Source organism: Streptococcus sp. E17BB (assembly GCF_041807725.1).
Taxonomy (GTDB): domain Bacteria; phylum Bacillota; class Bacilli; order Lactobacillales; family Streptococcaceae; genus Streptococcus; species Streptococcus entericus.
This window is the reverse complement of sequence record NZ_JBGTZC010000036.1, coordinates 1-19,049: the sequence shown is the minus strand read 5'-3', so window position 1 is coordinate 19,049 and position 19,049 is coordinate 1. Positions and strand designations below refer to the sequence as shown.

General features: G+C 45.9%; 20 protein-coding genes. 3 read left to right on the top strand and 17 right to left on the bottom strand.

What is annotated here, in order from left to right; genetic code table 11:
* Window positions 1-583 precede the first annotated feature (583 nt).
* The 10 genes from sufD to rpsL all read right to left on the bottom strand — a co-directional run bounded on the left by sufD (window position 584) and on the right by rpsL (window position 11,175).
* On the bottom strand, window positions 584-1,846 hold the full coding sequence (gene sufD, locus ACERC7_RS08800) for a Fe-S cluster assembly protein SufD (protein WP_373666720.1): 1,263 nt from the start codon (window positions 1,844-1,846) through the stop codon (window positions 584-586).
* Window positions 1,847-2,617, bottom strand: coding sequence for a Fe-S cluster assembly ATPase SufC (sufC, locus tag ACERC7_RS08795; protein ID WP_373659180.1), 771 nt, complete (start codon window positions 2,615-2,617; stop codon window positions 1,847-1,849).
* A gap of 102 nt (window positions 2,618-2,719) precedes the next feature.
* Entirely contained in the window at window positions 2,720-3,655 is a 936-nt protein-coding gene (locus tag ACERC7_RS08790; protein WP_373659179.1) for a manganese-dependent inorganic pyrophosphatase, read from the bottom strand.
* Between the two features lie 150 nt (window positions 3,656-3,805).
* Window positions 3,806-5,131 (bottom strand): branched-chain amino acid transport system II carrier protein, encoded by a 1,326-nt coding sequence (gene brnQ / locus ACERC7_RS08785; RefSeq protein ID WP_373666719.1) that lies wholly within the window; start codon window positions 5,129-5,131, stop codon window positions 3,806-3,808.
* A 308-nt stretch (window positions 5,132-5,439) separates the two neighbouring features.
* The gene (locus tag ACERC7_RS08780) at window positions 5,440-6,033 is read right to left on the bottom strand and encodes a glycoside hydrolase family 73 protein (protein WP_373666718.1); all 594 of its coding nucleotides are present in this window, start codon (window positions 6,031-6,033) and stop codon (window positions 5,440-5,442) included.
* On the bottom strand, window positions 6,030-6,779 hold the full coding sequence (locus ACERC7_RS08775; RefSeq protein ID WP_373666717.1) for a D-alanyl-D-alanine carboxypeptidase family protein: 750 nt from the start codon (window positions 6,777-6,779) through the stop codon (window positions 6,030-6,032). Before ACERC7_RS08775 ends, ACERC7_RS08780 begins: the two co-directional genes overlap by 4 nt.
* Window positions 6,766-7,467 (bottom strand): histidine phosphatase family protein, encoded by a 702-nt coding sequence (locus ACERC7_RS08770; RefSeq protein WP_373660504.1) that lies wholly within the window; start codon window positions 7,465-7,467, stop codon window positions 6,766-6,768. The genes ACERC7_RS08775 and ACERC7_RS08770 overlap by 14 nt, the downstream gene beginning before the upstream one ends.
* Window positions 7,468-7,842: 375 nt before the next feature.
* On the bottom strand, window positions 7,843-9,921 hold the full coding sequence (fusA, locus tag ACERC7_RS08765; protein WP_018367584.1) for an elongation factor G: 2,079 nt from the start codon (window positions 9,919-9,921) through the stop codon (window positions 7,843-7,845).
* Window positions 9,922-10,273: 352 nt separating this feature from the next.
* Window positions 10,274-10,744: a 30S ribosomal protein S7 gene (rpsG, locus tag ACERC7_RS08760; RefSeq protein ID WP_373659174.1), complete on the bottom strand. Its 471-nt coding sequence runs from the start codon at window positions 10,742-10,744 to the stop codon at window positions 10,274-10,276.
* Window positions 10,745-10,761: 17 nt separating this feature from the next.
* Window positions 10,762-11,175 (bottom strand): 30S ribosomal protein S12, encoded by a 414-nt coding sequence (rpsL, locus tag ACERC7_RS08755; RefSeq protein WP_018367582.1) that lies wholly within the window; start codon window positions 11,173-11,175, stop codon window positions 10,762-10,764.
* Between the two features lie 262 nt (window positions 11,176-11,437).
* On the opposite strand from rpsL, the gene ACERC7_RS08750 reads away from it, so the two are divergent.
* Complete coding sequence (locus ACERC7_RS08750) at window positions 11,438-12,514, top strand: M24 family metallopeptidase (protein WP_373660506.1); 1,077 nt, start codon at window positions 11,438-11,440, stop codon at window positions 12,512-12,514.
* A gap of 55 nt (window positions 12,515-12,569) precedes the next feature.
* Here ACERC7_RS08750 and ACERC7_RS08745 read toward each other — a convergent pair whose 3' ends face one another.
* From ACERC7_RS08745 to tmk, 6 genes are all read right to left on the bottom strand, one after another.
* The gene (locus tag ACERC7_RS08745) at window positions 12,570-13,589 is read right to left on the bottom strand and encodes an ArsR/SmtB family transcription factor (RefSeq protein ID WP_373660507.1); all 1,020 of its coding nucleotides are present in this window, start codon (window positions 13,587-13,589) and stop codon (window positions 12,570-12,572) included.
* On the bottom strand, window positions 13,586-14,836 hold the full coding sequence (locus ACERC7_RS08740; protein ID WP_373666716.1) for an MFS transporter: 1,251 nt from the start codon (window positions 14,834-14,836) through the stop codon (window positions 13,586-13,588). The genes ACERC7_RS08745 and ACERC7_RS08740 overlap by 4 nt, the downstream gene beginning before the upstream one ends.
* Window positions 14,837-14,960: 124 nt before the next feature.
* Window positions 14,961-15,830: a 16S rRNA (cytidine(1402)-2'-O)-methyltransferase gene (gene rsmI, locus ACERC7_RS08735; RefSeq protein WP_373666715.1), complete on the bottom strand. Its 870-nt coding sequence runs from the start codon at window positions 15,828-15,830 to the stop codon at window positions 14,961-14,963.
* Window positions 15,827-16,156 carry an initiation control protein YabA gene (locus ACERC7_RS08730; protein WP_373659168.1) on the bottom strand — a complete coding sequence of 110 codons (330 nt, stop codon included), beginning with the start codon at window positions 16,154-16,156 and terminating at the stop codon, window positions 15,827-15,829. The genes rsmI and ACERC7_RS08730 overlap by 4 nt, the downstream gene beginning before the upstream one ends.
* Entirely contained in the window at window positions 16,153-17,052 is a 900-nt protein-coding gene (locus ACERC7_RS08725; RefSeq protein WP_373660510.1) for a DNA polymerase III subunit delta', read from the bottom strand. Before ACERC7_RS08725 ends, ACERC7_RS08730 begins: the two co-directional genes overlap by 4 nt.
* The gene (tmk, locus tag ACERC7_RS08720) at window positions 17,049-17,681 is read right to left on the bottom strand and encodes a dTMP kinase (protein WP_373660511.1); all 633 of its coding nucleotides are present in this window, start codon (window positions 17,679-17,681) and stop codon (window positions 17,049-17,051) included. The genes ACERC7_RS08725 and tmk overlap by 4 nt, the downstream gene beginning before the upstream one ends.
* A gap of 82 nt (window positions 17,682-17,763) precedes the next feature.
* On the opposite strand from tmk, the gene ACERC7_RS08715 reads away from it, so the two are divergent.
* The gene (locus ACERC7_RS08715) at window positions 17,764-17,961 is read left to right on the top strand and encodes a hypothetical protein (RefSeq protein ID WP_373666714.1); all 198 of its coding nucleotides are present in this window, start codon (window positions 17,764-17,766) and stop codon (window positions 17,959-17,961) included.
* A 23-nt stretch (window positions 17,962-17,984) separates the two neighbouring features.
* Window positions 17,985-18,845 (top strand): glycoside hydrolase family 25 protein, encoded by an 861-nt coding sequence (locus ACERC7_RS08710; RefSeq protein ID WP_373659164.1) that lies wholly within the window; start codon window positions 17,985-17,987, stop codon window positions 18,843-18,845.
* 97 nt (window positions 18,846-18,942) lie between these two features.
* On the opposite strand, the gene ACERC7_RS08705 is transcribed toward ACERC7_RS08710, so the two are convergent.
* Window positions 18,943-19,049 (bottom strand): LPXTG cell wall anchor domain-containing protein (locus ACERC7_RS08705; RefSeq protein ID WP_373666721.1); only part of this gene is annotated, 107 nt, incomplete at its 5' end.

The window sequence follows — 19,049 nt, the reverse complement described above, 5'->3', positions numbered from 1 at the left end:
TGTCCACTGGTGGAACCATCATCGCATTCACGGTAGTCTCGATTACCAAACACCTATGGTTAAGCGAGTTATCGCTTAACAAAAACACTTTATAAAAATTGTACAGAAAAGGGGTGCCTTTTCACGTTTGGTCATCTTCCGGATTTCCTACAACAAGTATTCACTATGCCATCAGTGGTACTTTAGTAGGGGTTGTCAGCAATAGTGCAACAACTACAGTAGGAGCTCAACTAAAAGTAGCCGGCTTCAGTTTTAGTCATACCATCGGTAACAATTCCTACTATAGAGTACCACTAAGTCAAAATGGTACAATTAGTCTTTATTAGGAGTCGCTCAGGTTATGAAAGAAAACCTAAAATACATCATTGTTTCTTTAGCAATAGTCCTGTCAGCAGTTATACTAGGTAAATTCATCCTTGATGGCTTCGACATCTTAGGTCAATACATTGAACACGGACTGAGAACAATAACTATTCCTCGATAACTCTATATGACTAACAATCGTTGGTATCCACATAAAGTTGCTAACGCGTGCGTTAGCCTCAGCCACTTTCTCTTTAGAAGAAGTGGCTTTTTGAACCTCCTATCTTTTCTCCAACTTGTCATCAATGGTCTGAATCATCTCATCCCGCACGTCCTTGACAGGGATTTCGGTAATGACTGCGCCCAGGAAACCTCGGATAACCAGCCGCTCGGCAGTTGCTCGGTCAAGCCCTCGGCTCATGAGGTAGTACATATCCTCTGGGTCGACCTGTCCGATAGAGGCAGCATGCCCTGCGGTCACTTCATTTTCATCAATGAGGAGAATAGGATTGGCATCGCTCCGTGCTTGGTCACTCAGCATGAGCACGCGACTCTCCTGCTGGGCGTCCGCTCCTTTGGCTCCCTTAATGATATGACCGATGCCGTTAAAGGTCAAGGTTCCTCGCTCCAAAATCACCCCATGCTGGAGGATATGACCGACCGAGTGTTCCCCATAATTGGTCACACTGGTATCTACCCCCTGCACCTGACGACCACTGGAAAGCGCCACGACCTTGAGATTAGCATGGCTGCCACGATCATAAAGGTTGCTGTCAAAGTCGCAAACCACATGACCAGCATTCATCACACCCATAGCCCAGTCGACCGTCGCATCCTCATGATGGTAAACCTGACGACTGATATAACCCGTCACATCACTCCCCAAACGGTCGATGGCCGCATACTTGATTTGACTACCCCTACCAGCTATAATTTCCACGCTGACATTCGCAGCCACCGACTCAGCCCCCTCGCCCAGACTTTCCAACCGCTCCAGATAGGAGAACTTGCTATTTTTACCTGCGATGATGAGGATTTTTTTGACAAATGGCTGAGCAGACGCCCGGTCTTCCAGCAGGGAGATTTCGATAGGCTGGTCAATCTCGACCCCATCTGGCACATAGAGAACCGCTCCGCTGGTAAAATAAGCTGTGTTATAGGCTGCCAGACGATGGCTGTCATCTGGACAAGCCTGCCCTAGATAGGTCTCCAGAAGCTCAGGACGTTCCTCTAAGACCGTCGCAAGGTCTGTCAACACAACTCCCTTATCGATCAGCTCCATAGGCAGTTGTTCTAGGACGGTTTGGCTGCCGACCTCTACCAGCTTAGGATTGTCTCCGATAGCGAGAAAATCAGGCACACTCGGTAGGTCCCAGCTCTGCCCGATAGTAGACGGCATCAACTGCCAACGGTGAAACTTAACCCGCTCAATCACAGGAAATTCCAGCTCTGCCATGTTCTCAACAGCTGCCAACCGACGATCCAACAACCACTGAGGCTCCGCCTGACCCTGTGAAAAGGCTAAAATCGCTTCTTTGGTCATCTACACGTCCTCACTGTACTCTAAGCCCAGCTCCTCGGCAATCTTGGCATAGCCCTCTTGCTCCAGACGAGCCGCTAACTCTGCACCGCCCGAGAGGACGACCCGACCATCCATCATGACATGAACCACATCAGGGGTGATGTAGTTGAGCAGGCGTTGGTAGTGGGTGATGATCATAGCACCGAAGCCCTCACCCCGCATGGCATTGACCCCTTTTGAAACGACCTTGAGAGCATCAATGTCCAATCCTGAGTCAATCTCGTCTAGGAGGGCAAACTTAGGCTCTAACATGAGAAGTTGGAGGATTTCATTGCGCTTTTTCTCCCCTCCTGAGAAGCCTTCATTGAGGTAGCGCTCTGCCATCTCCTCTTTCATGCCCAAAAGCTCCATCTTTTCATCTAGCTTGGTGATAAAGTCACGGACAGAGATTTTATCCTCGTCTTCCTTACCAGCGTTCATGGCCGCACGGATAAACTCGGCATTGGTGATACCAGGGATTTCAGACGGGTACTGCATGGCTAAAAAGAGACCCAGTCGTGCCCGCTCATCCACTTCCAGCTCTAAGATATTGACCCCATCAAAGAGGACCTCCCCTTGGGTCACTTCAAAGTTGGGATTGCCCATGATGGCAGCAGACAGGGTTGATTTCCCTGTGCCGTTTGGCCCCATGATGGCAGCGACCTCTCCTGTTTTCAGGGTCAAGTTGACCCCTTTTAGAATTTCCTTGTCCTCGATGGACACATGCAGGTTTTTGATTTCTAAGGTTGACATAAAAGTTCCTTTCTCACGGCTAACGCCGAGGGTTGTTTATAGTTATTATAACAGAAAAATCCTCGCTTATCAGATACGAGGATTTGGTATTTTTGACACTGATTACGCGTTAAAACTCTCTGTCAACTGAGGCACAACTTGTTTTTTACGAGAAACAGCACCTGGTAAGAAAGCATGGTTATTTTCCAAGGTAAAGTTAAAAGCTGCTTCAACCTTATCCATGTTGCGACCGAGCGCCAAGATTTCTGAGTTAGAGTTGACAATATCTGTAATCATGAGGACAAAGTCGGAATAGCCATTATCAGCAGACGCTTTGGTGATCGCTGCTTCAATCTCCGCCTGACGGCCAAGGACTTCGGCAATGTCAACTGTGTTGACTTGAGCGACACGAACAGGGTTACCGTTGAGTTCAAAAGTCTTGGCATCGATGTCAATCAGCTCTTCGGCTGACTTGCTGGCTAGGTTTGTACCTGCTTTCAAGAGAGCCAAGCCATACTCTTCCAAATTCACCCCTGCCAGCTCTGCTAATTCCGCAGCGACCTGTGGGTCGCTCGCGTGAGTGGTCGGAGACTTGAGCAAGAGCGTGTCCGAAATCAAACCTGACAATAATAAGCCTGCAATCTCTTTTGGCACAGCGACACCAGCCTGTTTGAACTGGCGATAAACAATGGACGACGCTGAACCAACAGGTTCAAGGAGCATATAAAGCGGATTGGCAGTTTCAAAGTTAGCCACACGGTGGTGATCCACGACACCAGCTACCTCAACCTCGCGGATATCACTGATGGACTGCTGAAACTCATTGTGGTCCGTCAAAACAACCTTATCCGATCCTTCTGCTTTGGCAGAAGTCACAACACGAGGTGCTGTAACGCCAAAATAATCCAACGCAAAAGCTGTTTCTTCGTTAGGCTCGCCCAGAAGCACCGCCTCTGCATCACGCCCCCAAGCTTCACGCTCCAAATAAGCCCAAGCGTAGCTTGAAGCCGTAGCGTCAGTATCAGGGTTTTGGTGACCAAAAACTAAAATCTTAGACATGTGAGTAACTCTCTTTCCTTTATTCACCTTATTATAGCAGATTGGGCTTGTTTTGGCAAAAGTTCCTCATAAGGAAATCACGTTTCAAATTAAAAAAATACCCTGGTCAACTCCTCTAACGTGAGGAGCTAACCAAGGTATAGTTTTAAACTATTCCTTTGTTGACAACAACAAGCCAACAATAAAGCCAAGAATAGATGGTAGTACCCAACCCATACCGATGCTTGAGAATGGCAACAAACCATGACCAAAACTAACTAAGCCTTTAACAATTGATAATTCTGCCCATGGAGATGCTGCTAAACCGTCTACGATAGCAGGAAAGAGGGTAAAAATGGTCGTCCAGAGGTAAACGGCCTTTTTACCTTTGAACAGCTTATCTACTAAAGCTAGCAAAACAAGGACAATCGCCAACGGATAAAGAAACATAAGAACCGGAATAGAATAGGCGATAATATTTGTTAAACCAACATTGGCAAAAATAGCTGGGAAAATGGTAGCTACGGCTAAAAACATTTTATAAGAGACGCTAGGGAACATCTCTGAAAAAGTCTCTGAGAAAGCTGTTAAGAGCCCAACTGCTGTCTTTAAACAACCAAAGAAGACGATTAAGGCAAGTAATAGGCTACCTGCTGTTCCCAAATAATAACCAGCAATCTGTGCGAGGGCGATGCCACCATTGTCACTGATTGGAAACTGTCCAAGGCTAGTTGCCCCTGCATAAGCTAACAGGGCGTAAATCAGAGCCATAAAGCCCAGGCTGATGGCACCTGCTTTAATCATGTCCTTAGCAACTTGTTTAGGCTGGGTAACACCCAGTCCATTTAAAGCAGAGATAACCACAATGGCAAATGCTAAGGAAGCGAGGACATCAAGGGTGTTATAGCCTTCCAAAATCCCCTTGGTCAGCGCATTAGCTTGATAAGCCTCTTGAACAGCTGCCGCTCCGCTATTGCCCATAGGATTAAAAACAGAGAAAGCCAGCAAGAACCCCAAAACAAGGAGAAAAATCGGATTAAGCACTTTACCAACATAAGTGAGCAGCTTGCTAGCGTTCTGAGAAAGAAGCCAAGCCACCAAAAAGAAAAATGCAGAATAGAAAACCAAGGCTAGGGTTTGTTGCCCTTCTGGAATAAAAGGCACAACGCCAATTTGAAAAGAAGTCGTTGCTAAACGAGGGATGGCAAAGAAAGGACCAATAACGAGATAAAGCAAAATAGTAAAGAACTTGCCATAACCTTTACCAACTTTCGAAGCCAGCTCATAAACACTCTTGCTTTCGGTTAAGCCCATGGCAACGATGGCTAAAAACGGTAGTCCAATGGCTGAAACCAAAAAACCGATGGTCGCTGGCCAAAGGTTAGCCCCTGCTTCTTGCCCCATGTGAACAGGGAAAATCAAATTACCTGCACCGAAGATGATGCCAAACAGCATCGACCCGATATAAATATAATCTTTTTTCTGTAACGTTTTCATAGAAACTCCTTTATAATAATAACGTGATGATACAGCTTGCTAACGACCGATCGCTTTCCCTCCTTACCATCAAAAACAGCTACCCGCAAGAATGGGTAGCTGCTTTTTTGTCGCCCCATTCTCACTCAACACGAATAGGACAGTGACAAAAATTGTACCGTCCTATCTTCTGACAACGACTACCAAAAGTTGTGTTGTTTGTGTCATGGGAAACTCCTTGATGTTTAGTAAGGTTATTTTACCTTAGTCAGATAAGTTTGTCAAGTTTTATTTTTCAGAAAATTTCTGTATATTAACTAATCCGCTTATTATTTTTGCTTGTCATATTGTTCCAGCTGGTGCTTTTCAATTATAGCAATTAAACGTCCTGCATAATCACTACTTGTCGTATAGCCTTCTTGATAAAAGATGGCACTGGCCTCTTTGTAGGTTTTTGCTGTGGCTAGCCTTGTGTATAGCATCTCATCGCCCAATTTGTTAGCCTTTAGCCGAGTCATGTAATCAGCCATGCCTTCAGACCATGTTGAATAAACCTGATAACTCCGCTCGACGTTCTGCTCTTTGCCATCTTTGACCTCTGTTGTCCATAAAACAATACGGCGATTGCCTTCTGAGGCTGGTAAATGATAGAGATTATGGTACTTTACCCCTAGTAAAGTACGACCAGAGTCTGTTTCTAAAAGGGCTTGAGCAATTAAAACCGACGGCATAACCCCATAGCTTTTTCCTAGTTTCTGGGCTTCAGGTGCTATTTTTTTGATAAAGATAGCAGAGCTATCTGAGGTTTTGACCAGCTGATTAGCTGATTTAGGACCACCATTTAGCAAGAGTGGAATCAGGAGGCTGATGATCACACAAACCGTGATAAGCAGAGTGCCAAGAAAACTTAATCGTCGTTTCATCGATTTTTGCTCCTTAATAAATCAAGATATTCCTCCAGAGTCAGCTGATGCTCGGTCATGTATTTGGCGGAAGCAACACCCACATAGCGGTAATGCCAATTTTCCTCAGACACTCCAGTGATATGCTCCGCACCCTTTGTATATCTAAGAATAAAACCGTGTTCAGGAGCCATCGCTGCAATCTGCTTCGCCACATCAGAATAACGCATGATATCAATCGCTAAGCCCGTGTGATGTTCACTGTGACCTGCAGGCAAGACCGTCTGTGAAACAATTGTTGTCGCTTCCTCCTCACTTGTTCCCCCAGCTACCAGCTCAGCCACTCGTGTTTGAAAAAGCGCAGCTTGTTCTTCTACACTCCGATAACCAGAGTAAAGTCTCTGCAAAGGATCGGCATCTAGTGCATGGACAGCTGCCATAAACTGAGTCGTCGCCTCCACAATTCGCTGATCAACAGGAATTCCCTCAACATAACCAAGTTCTGGGACAACATTGTTAAAAGCATAATCCCGATTAACCAGGACTAATTCCCAATCATCAGGGCTAGCGTCAGGTAAGGCATCGGTTGGCTCTTTACTGCTGGATGAGCTTGTTACTGCCATGGACGACGATGATGTTGACGATCGAGGAGATTCATCAGTTGTCAGGCGAAAATCACGTGGCGACAGGAAAATGTAGAATCCTACCAAGGCGATCACGATAGCCAGCAACTGCAAGACGACTAGTATTCCCTTATTTCCTCTCATTTGCGAGTGCCTCTCTTCCCTTATAGCGATAAGATAAATCAGCGACTTGTTCAATGCTAAAGTGTCCCTTTTCATAGCTTAAAACAGTCACACTGCCGTTATCAATCATCATCTTTTCCCACCAAGGGTCAATCAGCCACAGGAGCGTGGCGATGGTCATCCCATGACAAACCACAAGCCCGTTGCCACCACCTCTTGTCTCCAAGCGCTCTGCGATGCTCACAAATCCCTGCCAAATACGGTCGCGCAATACCTCCCAAGGCTCCGCCCAGCCAGCTGTATCAGCCTCCACCAAAGCTTCCGCGATTTCTTGATAGGTTAAATCTGTCAATTTCTTGTCAAGACCAACGACGCTTGTTCTAGGCAACACACCGTGGAAGAGCTCCTCATCGTACAGACCTTCCAAGCTACCAAAACACCACTCACGTATACGACGATCTGCCGTATGCGGTAAGCTCTCCTGACCAAGCTCTTTTAAAACAATCGCTAAGGTCTCAAGAGTTCGACCGCTATCACTTGAAAAAGCTTCATCAAATGTCAATCCATCTACTGCGAATCCTTGACCCAGCTCTCGAATGCCTTCACGACCTAACGTTGTCAGAGGACTATCGCACCAACCTTGGGCACGCCCCAAGGTATTGAACATCGTCTTGCCATGACGAACAATATATAACCGTGTTTCTGTCATTGTTAACTCCTTTATGATATTATAACATAAAACCTATCCAGACGTCACAACAAGATTCATTCAGAACAAGCACTCACTTCTCATATTCTGACTAAAGTCGGCATTGACACCATCCAAGGTCAACATGAGAATCACTTATATTATCTTCCTCTGAATCATCTTAATGAAGTCGATTGAAAATCATGCTACTTTCTTACTTATTTTTCCTTGCCTATTATCATGTTGCACTGCCGTAACTTCTCAAGCACCCTGATTTTCAGCTGAGTGACTTTCTTAAATGTTTCGGTCATTACCCTGAGTTCAGGAATATTCACATAACACAAAAAGCACCAACCATGAGGTCGGTGCTATTATTTGATGTCTAATCGTTACTGATTATTCACCGCGGTGTTTTTTGATGATTTCTTCTTGTACAGACTTAGGCACATCTTCGTAGTGGTCAAAGACCATCATGAAGGTACCACGACCTTGAGTTGCTGAACGAAGAACTGTTGCATAACCAAACATTTCAGCCAATGGCACATAAGCACGAACGACTTGAACGTTACCACGAGCTTCCATACCATCAACGCGTCCGCGACGAGCTGTCACGTGACCCATAACATCACCGAGGTTATCCTCTGGTGCGGTGATAGTGACAAGCATCATTGGCTCAAGGATAGCTGGTTGAGCTGATTTAGCTGCTTCTTTAAGGGCAAGAGATGCCGCAATCTTGAAGGCTGTTTCAGATGAGTCGACATCGTGGTATGACCCATCGTAAAGCTTCGCTTTCACGTCAACCATTGGGTAGCCTGCAAGGACACCATTAGCCATAGACTCGATGAGACCTTTTTCAACAGCTGGGATAAATTCACGAGGAACCACACCACCGACGATAGCGTTCTCGAACTCGAAACCTTTACCTTCTTCGTTTGGTGTAAATTCGATCCAAACGTCACCGAACTGACCTTTACCACCAGACTGACGTTTGAAGAATCCACGCGCTTGAGTAGAAGCACGGAAAGTTTCACGGTAAGATACCTGAGGCGCACCAACGTTTGCTTCTACTTTGAACTCACGACGCATACGGTCAACAAGGACGTCAAGGTGAAGCTCACCCATACCAGAGATAACGGTCTCACCAGTTTCTGGGTTAGTTTCAACGCGGAAGGTTGGGTCTTCTTCAGCCAATTTAGACAAAGCAACACCCATCTTATCTTGGTCAGCTTTAGACTTAGGCTCAACCATGAGTTGGATAACTGGTTCTGGAACATCGATTGACTCAAGAATGATTTTCGCTTTCTCATCAGTCAATGAGTCACCAGTAGTGGTGTCTTTCAAACCAACGGCAGCAGCGATGTCACCAGAGTAAACTGTTTCGATTTCTTGACGGCTGTTAGCGTGCATCTGAAGGATACGTCCGATACGCTCACGCTTACCTTTAGACGTGTTCATCACGTATGAACCTGAGTTAAGAACACCAGAGTAGACACGGAAGAAGGTCAAACGACCTACGAATGGGTCTGTCATGATCTTGAAGGCAAGGGCCGCAAATGGCTCTTCATCAGATGATGGACGCTCTTCTTCAGCGTCTGTATCTGGGTTGATCCCTTTAATCGCTGGGATATCAATTGGGCTTGGCAGGTAGTCAAGTACCGCATCAAGCATCAACTGAACACCCTTGTTTTTGAAGGCTGAACCACAAAGAACAGGGAAGAATTCAACGTTGATGGTTGCTTTACGGATACCAGCTTTCAATTCCTCTTCAGTGATTTCTTCACCTTCAAGGTACTTCATCATGAGCTCTTCGTCAGTTTCAGCAACAGCTTCAACCAACTTCTCACGCCACTCTTGCGCTTGCTCAAGGTATTCAGCTGGAATCTCTTCTTCACGAATATCTGTACCAAGGTCGTTGGTGTAGATTTCAGCTTTCATCTTAATCAAGTCGATGATGCCAGTGAAGTCATCCTCTGCACCGATTGGGAGTTGGATTGGGTGAGCATTTGCTTGTAAACGATCATGGAGGGTAGACACAGAGTAAAGGAAGTCCGCACCGATTTTGTCCATTTTGTTGGCAAATACGATACGAGGAACGCGGTACTCAGTCGCCTGACGCCATACGGTTTCAGTTTGTGGCTCAACACCTGATTGTGAGTCAAGAACGGTAACTGCACCGTCAAGTACGCGCAGGGAACGTTGTACTTCGATGGTGAAGTCAACGTGTCCTGGGGTGTCGATGATGTTGACACGAGTGTCTTTCCATTGAGCAGTTGTTGCCGCAGAGGTGATAGTGATACCACGCTCTTGCTCTTGCTCCATCCAGTCCATTTGTGACGCACCTTCGTGGGTCTCACCGAGCTTATGGATTTTACCAGTATAGTAAAGGATACGCTCAGTTGTTGTTGTCTTACCGGCATCGACGTGCGCCATGATACCGATGTTACGAGTTTTTGCTAACGAAAATTCGCGTGCCATGAGGTTATTTCTCCTATAAATTTTGATTTCGGTACTATTATACCATATTTTATAAAGAACGGATAGGCAGAGGCCTACCCGTTCGAGTTTTCTCTTTTTAGTTGGGCGTTGGTTCTGTCCAATGCAGATTGCTTTGGCAAACAAGTCACTGACAAAAAGATAAAATCTCCTAGAAGCCTAAGCTTCGTCGTCGCTTTTCCTATTTTGTCTAGGATTTGTTTAACGCTCTCGTATCTTAGAGTTGAATACGGTCGGCATACTGTCAGTGAAAAATGATAATCTTCCTAGATTGCAAGCAATCATCGTCAGATTCCTATTTTTCACTTGTATGCTCGCCCTTAATATCCTAAGATTACCAACGGAAGTGTGCGAAGGCACGGTTGGCTTCAGCCATTTTGTGAGTGTCTTCACGTTTCTTCACAGATGCACCTGTGTTGTTTGCAGCGTCCATGATTTCTTTTGCCAAACGGTCAATCATAGTGTGTTCACCACGAGCGCGTGAAGCGTTAACCAACCAACGAAGCCCAAGTGTTATACGACGCTCTGGACGCACTTCAACTGGAACTTGGTAGTTAGAACCACCGACACGACGAGCACGAACTTCAAGAACAGGCATGATGTTCTCCATCGCTGTCTCAAATACTTCGTTAGCGTCGTTGCCAGTTACTTCTTTGATTTGCTCGAAAGCACCGTAAACGATGCTAGCCGCTGTACCACGCTTACCGTCAAGCATCACGCGGTTGATCAAGCGAGTAACTAATGTTGAATTGTACAATGGATCTGCCAAAACTTCACGTTTTGGGGCACGGTTTTTACGACTCATTCTTAGATTCTCCCTTCTTAGCCTTTAGGACGTTTTGCACCGTATTTAGAACGGCCTTGTTTACGGTTAGCAACACCTGCTGTATCAAGTGCACCACGAACGATATGGTAACGCACACCCGGAAGGTCTTTTACACGTCCACCGCGGATAAGTACAACGCTGTGCTCTTGCAAGTTGTGGCCGATACCTGGGATGTAGGCAGTAACTTCGATGAGGTTGCTCAAACGTACACGAGCGAACTTACGAAGGGCTGAGTTAGGTTTTTTAGGGGTCATTGTTCCAACACGTGTTGCAACACCACGTTTTTGTGGAGAAGACACGTTAGTTGTCACTTTGCGGTGGCTGTTGTAACCAACGTTAAGCGCTGGTGATTTAGATTTTTCTACTTTAGATTGACGTGGTTTACGAACCAACTGGTTAATTGTAGGCATCTACATTCTCCTGTAAAATTTTTAGTTTTGGTTGGACAAAGCGATCGGTGACATCCTCTATCCTGCGTGTACTTTTGCAACATTTGTCAGCACGTCTCTGTACACTTTTGAGAGACCAAAAGTAAAAAGTACCGTCTAGTATCATACCACAAGTTTAGTCTCCTCGTCAAGTGATTTGAGATTTTATTTTCTAAATCTAGTTCGACTTGCTTTTTTGGCATTTTTTTGGAAAAATGGAAGAAAATAAACTAAAGGAGTGCCTATGACTAAAATTACTCAATTGCTTAAAAAACTTAACGAGGAACAGGTCTATGCCGCAGTCGTGTCTGATCCTGTCTCTATCAACTACCTCACCGGTTATTACAGCGACCCACATGAACGCTACATGTTCCTCTTTCTCTTTTTGGAAAAAGAACCCGTGCTCTTTCTACCTGCTCTTGATGCCGCACGAGCAGAGGCGACAGTTTCTTTCCCAGTTGTTGGTTATGTTGACTCAGAAAATCCTTGGGAAAAAATCAAGGCTATTCTGCCAAAGACTGACTATCCTCAGGTAGCCATCGAGTTTGATAACCTCAATGTGACCAAACTGCGAGGCTTGGAGACTGTGTTTTCCAGCCAATTTGTCAATCTGACCCCAACCATCAACCGCCTGCGTTTGATCAAATCAGCTGATGAGATTGAAAAAATGCACGCTGCTGGGCTATTGGCCGATAAGGCCGTCCAAATCGGGTTTGACAATATCAGCCTGGACAAAACAGAGACTGATATTATCGCCAACATCGAGTATGAGATGAAGCGACTGAGCTATGGCATGAGTTTTGAGACCATGGTGCTGACAGGCGATAACGCGGCCAATCCGCACGGTATTCCTGCTGATAATCGAATCGAAAACAACGCCTTCCTGCTCTTTGACTTGGGCATCGCTGCCAACGGCTATATGAGTGACATGACACGGACAGTGGCTGTTGGTCAGCCTGACCAGTTCAAAAAGGACATTTACCAACTCTGTCTGGAGGCTCAATTAGCCGCTCAAGACTTTATTAAGCCTGGTGTGACCGCTAGCGAAGTAGATGCAGCTGCTCGCTCTGTCATTGAAAAAGCAGGTTACGGTGAGTATTTCAACCACCGTCTGGGGCATGGCATTGGGATGGATGTGCACGAATTCCCATCCATCATGGCAGGTAATGATTTGGTCATTGAAGAAGGCATGTGTTTCTCGGTCGAGCCTGGTATCTATATTCCTGGAAAGGTCGGTGTCCGTATCGAGGACTGTGGTGTGGTCACCAAAACAGGTTTTGAAGTCTTTACCCACACAAGCAAAGACCTGCTCTACTACTAATTAAACAGATAAAAAACGATTGATACCATTGGACTTGGTCAATCGTTTTTTTTATCTAGTTTAGGTCAAAGTCCAATTTGACCCGTTCGAGCACTTCTTTTAGGAGGGGGCGATTGAGGGTATAATGTCCTTTAGTCTGTCCAGAAATCAGCAAGAGGTTGGCATTGACCAGTTTTTGGACATGGAAGGTAACCGTGGCTGGACTGATGCCAAGACTGTCTGAGACGGCCTTACTCTTCTCGCCGTGTAGGCCGATTCTCTGCAAAATCTCATAGCGGACAGGGTCACTGAGGCTTTTGACCACCACATCAAGAACATCCTTGTCCACCACTTGACGGTTACCGATAAAGGCAGCCACACGGGGGAAGAGCTGGAAATAGGCAGGGCTGTCTGGTCGGTTTTTATCATAGCCAACCATTTGCATAAACTGCAAAGGCGATGTCACAAAAACCTCACAGTTACTGCGTCCTGTTTCAGCTAGGACACCCAGCACATCGTGTGACGTGTTCGCAAACAAGTCTGGGATGTCCAGCTGTTCAGAAAAAGAGCGAATCTCCTCCTCAAACTGGGCATAAAAGGGCTCATAGAGGGGACAAAGTTCCTGATAAAGAGCACTCATGCCCTGAACACATTCCTTTAGGTGCTGATAGAACCAGAGCAACTGCCAACGATAAGCAGGATCATCTGAGAAATCCTCCAAGACAAGTAGTAACGCCTCCAAACTGAGACTATCTTGTTCCTCATCGGTTAAGGAAAGGGCGAACTCCTGCTCCAGCACTGCCTCTGGTATAGCCTCAATCAAACGGGGCAGCTCTGCCATGTCCAAGGGATCCTGCCCCTGTGCCAAGAGATAACGGTAGAGCCGCAGGAAAAAGTGCCGATGAAAATAACGGTCAATCCGCTCCTTGTAAGGGGCAAGGACTGCTTTAACCTCCTCCAAGATGGCGAGGGCATCCTCCATGACTGCGCGCTCCTGACTGGTCATGTCCACATGGCTATAATCCACATAAACGAGATTGGGCAGCCAGAGAAAATCAACCAGACGGCTGCGATGCAGATGCGTCAAAAACTTCATGATAACTCCTTTGTATTTAAGCGAAAACTGAAAATGATGTAACCAACAGACAGGACTAACATGACCAGCATCAGGTGCTGAGCTGGGAAGATGACCATAAGTCCAGCTAGAAGGACTTTCATCAGGATAACACCCAGCTGAAAATAGGTTGCCATGCCTGAGAAAATCATCCCCATCTTGTCCTCAGGGAGACTGTTTTTCACCAAGGCTCCCATCTTAGGGTTGACAATCCCGATACCGAAGTTGGTCAAAAGCAGCATACCCAAAAACAAGTAGGTCTGGTGCCAGTGGAGGGTCAGAAAGATAGGCAGTAAAACAATGATCCCATACCGTAAAAAACGGATTAAATCAATCGTCATACGGCCTGACATGACCGCGATATTGCCCAGCAAACCACCGACCATCATCACCACACCAATAACAGACAGGGTCAGCGCAGGAGAGCCAAAACCGAAGGTCTTGTCCTCCGTCATCACCAAGAGAACAAAGGTTTCAATACTGGCAAAAACAGCATTAAATAAGGGCACAACAAGCATGGCAAATCGCACAGCAGGAATGCGATTCATCTCTGTCAAGGCCAGCTTTAAGCTGGACCATAAATCTGCAACAAGGGACTTTTCCGACGGACGGTCAACAACAGTGATCGGGTCTTTGAGCAGAAGAGCATTTAGTGACTTACTCAAGAACAGCATGCCCACCGCACAGACGAGAAAGGTGACCGCGTTGAGGTAGGCCAGGTTTTGGTAGGTCATGATAGCAACCAGAGCCGCGCCGCTAAATTTGAAAAGAATGGCCATGGTTTGAAAAATACTAGACGAAAAAGCCATGCCTTGCTCTCGCTCCTCAGGCGCCAGCCCCCGCAAACTGATGGGCTGATAGAGCCCACCCTCAAACTGCCCTGACATGTCAGACAGAAAATTCAGCAAAGACACAGCCACAACCACCCATAGGCTTGGCAGAAACCCCATGACAAGGCCGACCACCAGGTAAATGGCAAAGCGGAAAAACTGCGTTGCGATGATTAAGGGCACTTTTCTGGTCTGCTTATCCGCTAGGTAGCCCATGATAAAGGCAGATAAAATAGGCAAGGTCTCGGACATGGTCACGATAGCAATCGCTGTCTTAGGCTCTGGCAACAGCAAGACATAGTTCATCAGAGCCAGATAATAGACACTATCACCAAAGTTGGACAACAAGTCCAAGCCCAAAACGGATAGGTACAATTTATTGGATAGGATTTTTTTCATCACACCCTCTTTTCAATTATCACTAAAAAATTTTTTTGCGATTATCTAAATTATATCAGAAACCAAATTTTAGTCAATACTAAATTTCAATTTTGATAAAAGAAAAAACGAGGTTAACCTCGTTTTAGTTAGCAGCGTGGTAGAGTTTATAAACAGCCTGCCGATTGAGCTTGAGCCGCTTCGCAACATCCTTGATGGCAGCATTGGGCTTCTGACCTTGGGCAATAGCTTGCGCAACTAGGTCTATAATGGTCTGATCTGTCAACTCATCAGGTTTATGCTGACTTTGCTCGTAGCCAGCGACCAGTATCAGGCACTCCCCCTTGGCTGGGTGTTCTGTCAGATAAGCTATTGCTTCAGATACCATACCCCGCTGGTACTCCTCATAGAGTTTGGTCAGTTCACGCACCACCACCACCTGCCGGTCACCGTAAACCGACAGCACATTAGTCAAGGTAGCGACTAAACGGTGAGGAGACTCGTAAAAAATCTGGGTCTCTGGATAATGTTTCTTTTCTTCGAAAAAAGCGAGCTGCTGGCCTGATTTTCTCGGTAAAAACCCATAAAACACATGCGGTTGTGGCATCAGTCCACTGGCGATTAGGGCTGTCAAGCCCGCGCTAGCGCCTGGTAAAGCAACAACTGGCACCTCCTGTGCCAGTGCCGCCTGCACCAAATCATGCCCTGGATCTGAAATGCTGGGCATCCCTGCATCTGATACCTGAGCAAGTGATTGACCTGACACCAAGAGATCAATCAGAACAGGAATCTTCTCTACGGCATTGTGCTCATGAAAACTGGTCTGACGCGTTGTAATGCCAAAGTGCTTGAGCAAGAGACCTGTATTTCGCGTGTCCTCTGCCGCAATCAAATCAACATTCTTAAGCACCTCGACCGCCCGAAAGGTCATGTCCTCCAGATTGCCGATCGGGGTCGGCACCAAATACAAGGTTCCTGCTCCGCTATTATCCTTAAAACTTCGCTGTATTCTCATCGATCATCCCTGTACAATAATTCCATACAAATCAAGCAATCTTCTCTACTTCCACGGCTTTGCCCATAAAAGTCATTGCAGACATGGAAACCTTCATTGTAGAGTTGCTCCAGATGCTCCTTGCCTGTGTTATGGGTGTTTTTCTCAACAGCTGGTGCTTGTCGCTGAGCGAGCAACTCCTGCAACTGCCGATTTTCCAGACGCAATCGGGCATTCTCCTCTAATACGGTCTGGACCTGTTTTTTTAGGCGCTCGCTAGTCCCTAAAACTGTCAGCAGTTCTTCTGAAAAGCCATCAAAGGCCTGCAAAAGTTCCTTATTTGTCATTCTTCCTCCTCTAACGTCAACACCAGATAGTCCAAAGCGTTTTGGAAACTGACATTGGCTTGCCACATCCGCCTGACTTGATAGAGTTTCTCCACAATCTCCGCTCCTTTGTTGGCGTCTTCGGACTGAGCGGCTTGGCTAGTCAGTAACCGAAAGCACCAATCCTGTTCGGTCTTATCACTCGCCTTATTAACCAAGCGACTGACCTGCAAGTAAGCCTCTTCTTTACCCAATAACAACTGGTCTATCAAGCGTTGGCAAAGCCCTATCAAATCCAGCAGGCGTTTATTTGTTGCTAAGTCTGCGAGTTGATGCGGTGAGTTGGTCAGCTCCGCTAAAAGGCTTGCTTGGCTTTTTAACAGACCAGTCGCCTCAAACTGCCGCAACAGATAAGCTCTGTCTGTCGGGCAACGAAACAGTTGACAGCGACTTTTTATCGTTGGTAAAACCTTTTCTTCATCACTCGTCAACAGAAAAATATAGTAGTTGCTGGTTGGTTCTTCAATCTGTTTGAGGAGACTGTTGGCAGCGTTGGTGTGCATCTTATCAGCATCCTTGATGATGAAGACTTGGCAGTCGCCTTCGTAGCCTGATTGTGCAAAATCTCTTGCCAGCTCACGGATTTGTTCCGTTTTAATCAGCTGTCCCATAGGTTCAACCACCGTTACATCCGCAAATTCGCCTACAGCAATCAAGCGACAAGAACGGCATTTCCCGCAGGGCAAGTTTTCAGCAGATAAGTCCTCGCAAAAACGACTCTGTGCCAGATAAATGGCCAGCTCAAAACTCCCAAATTCTCCTGAGAATAAATAGGCATGGCTCAGTCTACCTCTTGCTAAGAGCCTGTCAAACGAGACTAGTAAGTTAGGTTGCAGTTCTGTTAAGACCTCTCTCATCTCTCTAAGAGCTCCTTAATGTGCAGATAAGTCTCTTCAATGACTTCTGGCAAGGGTTGACTAGCATCAATGGTTACGATGCGTTTTTCTTGCTTTGCTATGGCCTGGTAGCCCGCACGAACCCGCTGGTGCATGTCTAATCGCTCCAAGTCAAGGCGATTGACTTCTCGGTCACTATTTTGTTCGATACGTGCCAGACCAAGCTCAGAAGGCACATCAAAATAGAGGGTCAAATCAGGTACTAAACCATCTGTCGCAAAGTTGTTTAACCACCTCACACCGTCAACTCCGAGTCCTCTCCCATAGCCTTGATAAGCGACCGAACTATCGATAAATCGATCCATCAACACCAGTTCCCCCTTACCTATAGCGGGCAGAACCTTCTCCACCAGATGCTGCCGCCTAGCCGCGATATAAAGCAATAACTCAGTCTTGTCATCCATAGCTGTATGCTCAACATCCAGAATTAACTCTCGAATTTTCTCAGAAATCGCTACGCCTCCAGGTTCGCGTGTGACGGTGAGACCATCTGAACACAAATCTGCCAACCGCGGCACTAGTGCGTTCAGAACGCTGGTTTTCCCTGCGCCATCTGGCCCCTCAAAACTAATCAACAACCCTCTTGTCATGACTATCCTCTTTTCTATAGTTTTATTTTATCATTTTTTAGTTAGAAAATATAGCCTAAGTATACGAGAAGAGGGCAGCCGTATGACAGCAGGTATTGTCACTATTGTATCCTTTCTTTGCGAGCGTCTCTCAGTACAGCATCGCTCAAATCTAAACCAAGAGTATCCGCTTTGTACTTATAGCAAGAAAAAATATCAAAATCATGTCCTTAAGCCAATTATTTCTCTATGGATTGGTCACAGTAGCGCAAAAAAGCGAGATATTTTGATTTTTCAATGAAACTATGTTATAATTTGCTTTAAATGAGAAGAAAATTAAAACCCATCGTTGTGCTAATCTTTTTTAGCCTGATTACCCTAGTGATGGGAGTTGCCTACCTCAAAGAAAGGCAGCTGGATAAACAGGTGCTTCAACAAGCTAGCCAAACCATTCCAACCGCTAGCCTACCTTCTATCAATCCTGCTCCTTCATCATCTGCTGAAGAAGACATCGTTGAATTAAAACCCATTATTGATGTTTCCGGCTGGCAACTACCCTCTGATATGGATTACGATACCGTTTCACAGCATGTTTCTGGTGTTATCGTCCGCGTTTATGGCGGGTCAAAAATTACCAAAAATAACAACGCATCACACACCACAGGTATTGATAAATCTTACAAAACCCATATCACTGAGTTTCAAAAACGTGGTATCCCTGTGGCTGTCTATGCCTACGCTCTAGGTACTAGCGAAAAGGAGATGCGTGAGGAAGCTCGCGAATTTTACAAAGCCGCTTCGCCTTATAAACCAACATTTTATTGGGTTGATATAGAGGAAGAAACCATGTCAAACATGGATCAAGGGGTCAAAGCATTTCGCGATGAACTTAAAAAACTTGGTGCCGAAAACGTTGGACTCTATATCGGTACTTATTTTATGACTGAGCAACAGATTTCAATTGATGGATTTGACGCTATCTGGATTCCGACATACGGCGGCAATACCGGTTATTACGATGCTGCCCCGCAAACAGATATTGAGTACCATCTCCACCAGTATACCGACCGAGGTTGGATTGCTGGTTTCAATCATGATGTCGATATGAATCAAATTGCCCCTACTCAAGAGAACAAACTAGCTATTTTTAAAAAATTATTCGGCTCATTGCCATCAACCAATTAAATAACCTGTAAAACTCCTGAATCAAGTCATTGATTTAGGTTTTTTACTAGCAATCAAAAAACTAGACTGGTTCATGACCAATCTAGTTTTTATTAACTTACCTAGCTCGTCTTCTCAGTCCGGCTAAGCCTAGGGCTGATAAGAGGGCTGTTGCGCCGACAGCAGCTAGAGCTGTGTGAACATCGCCTGTTGCAGGGAGTCCCT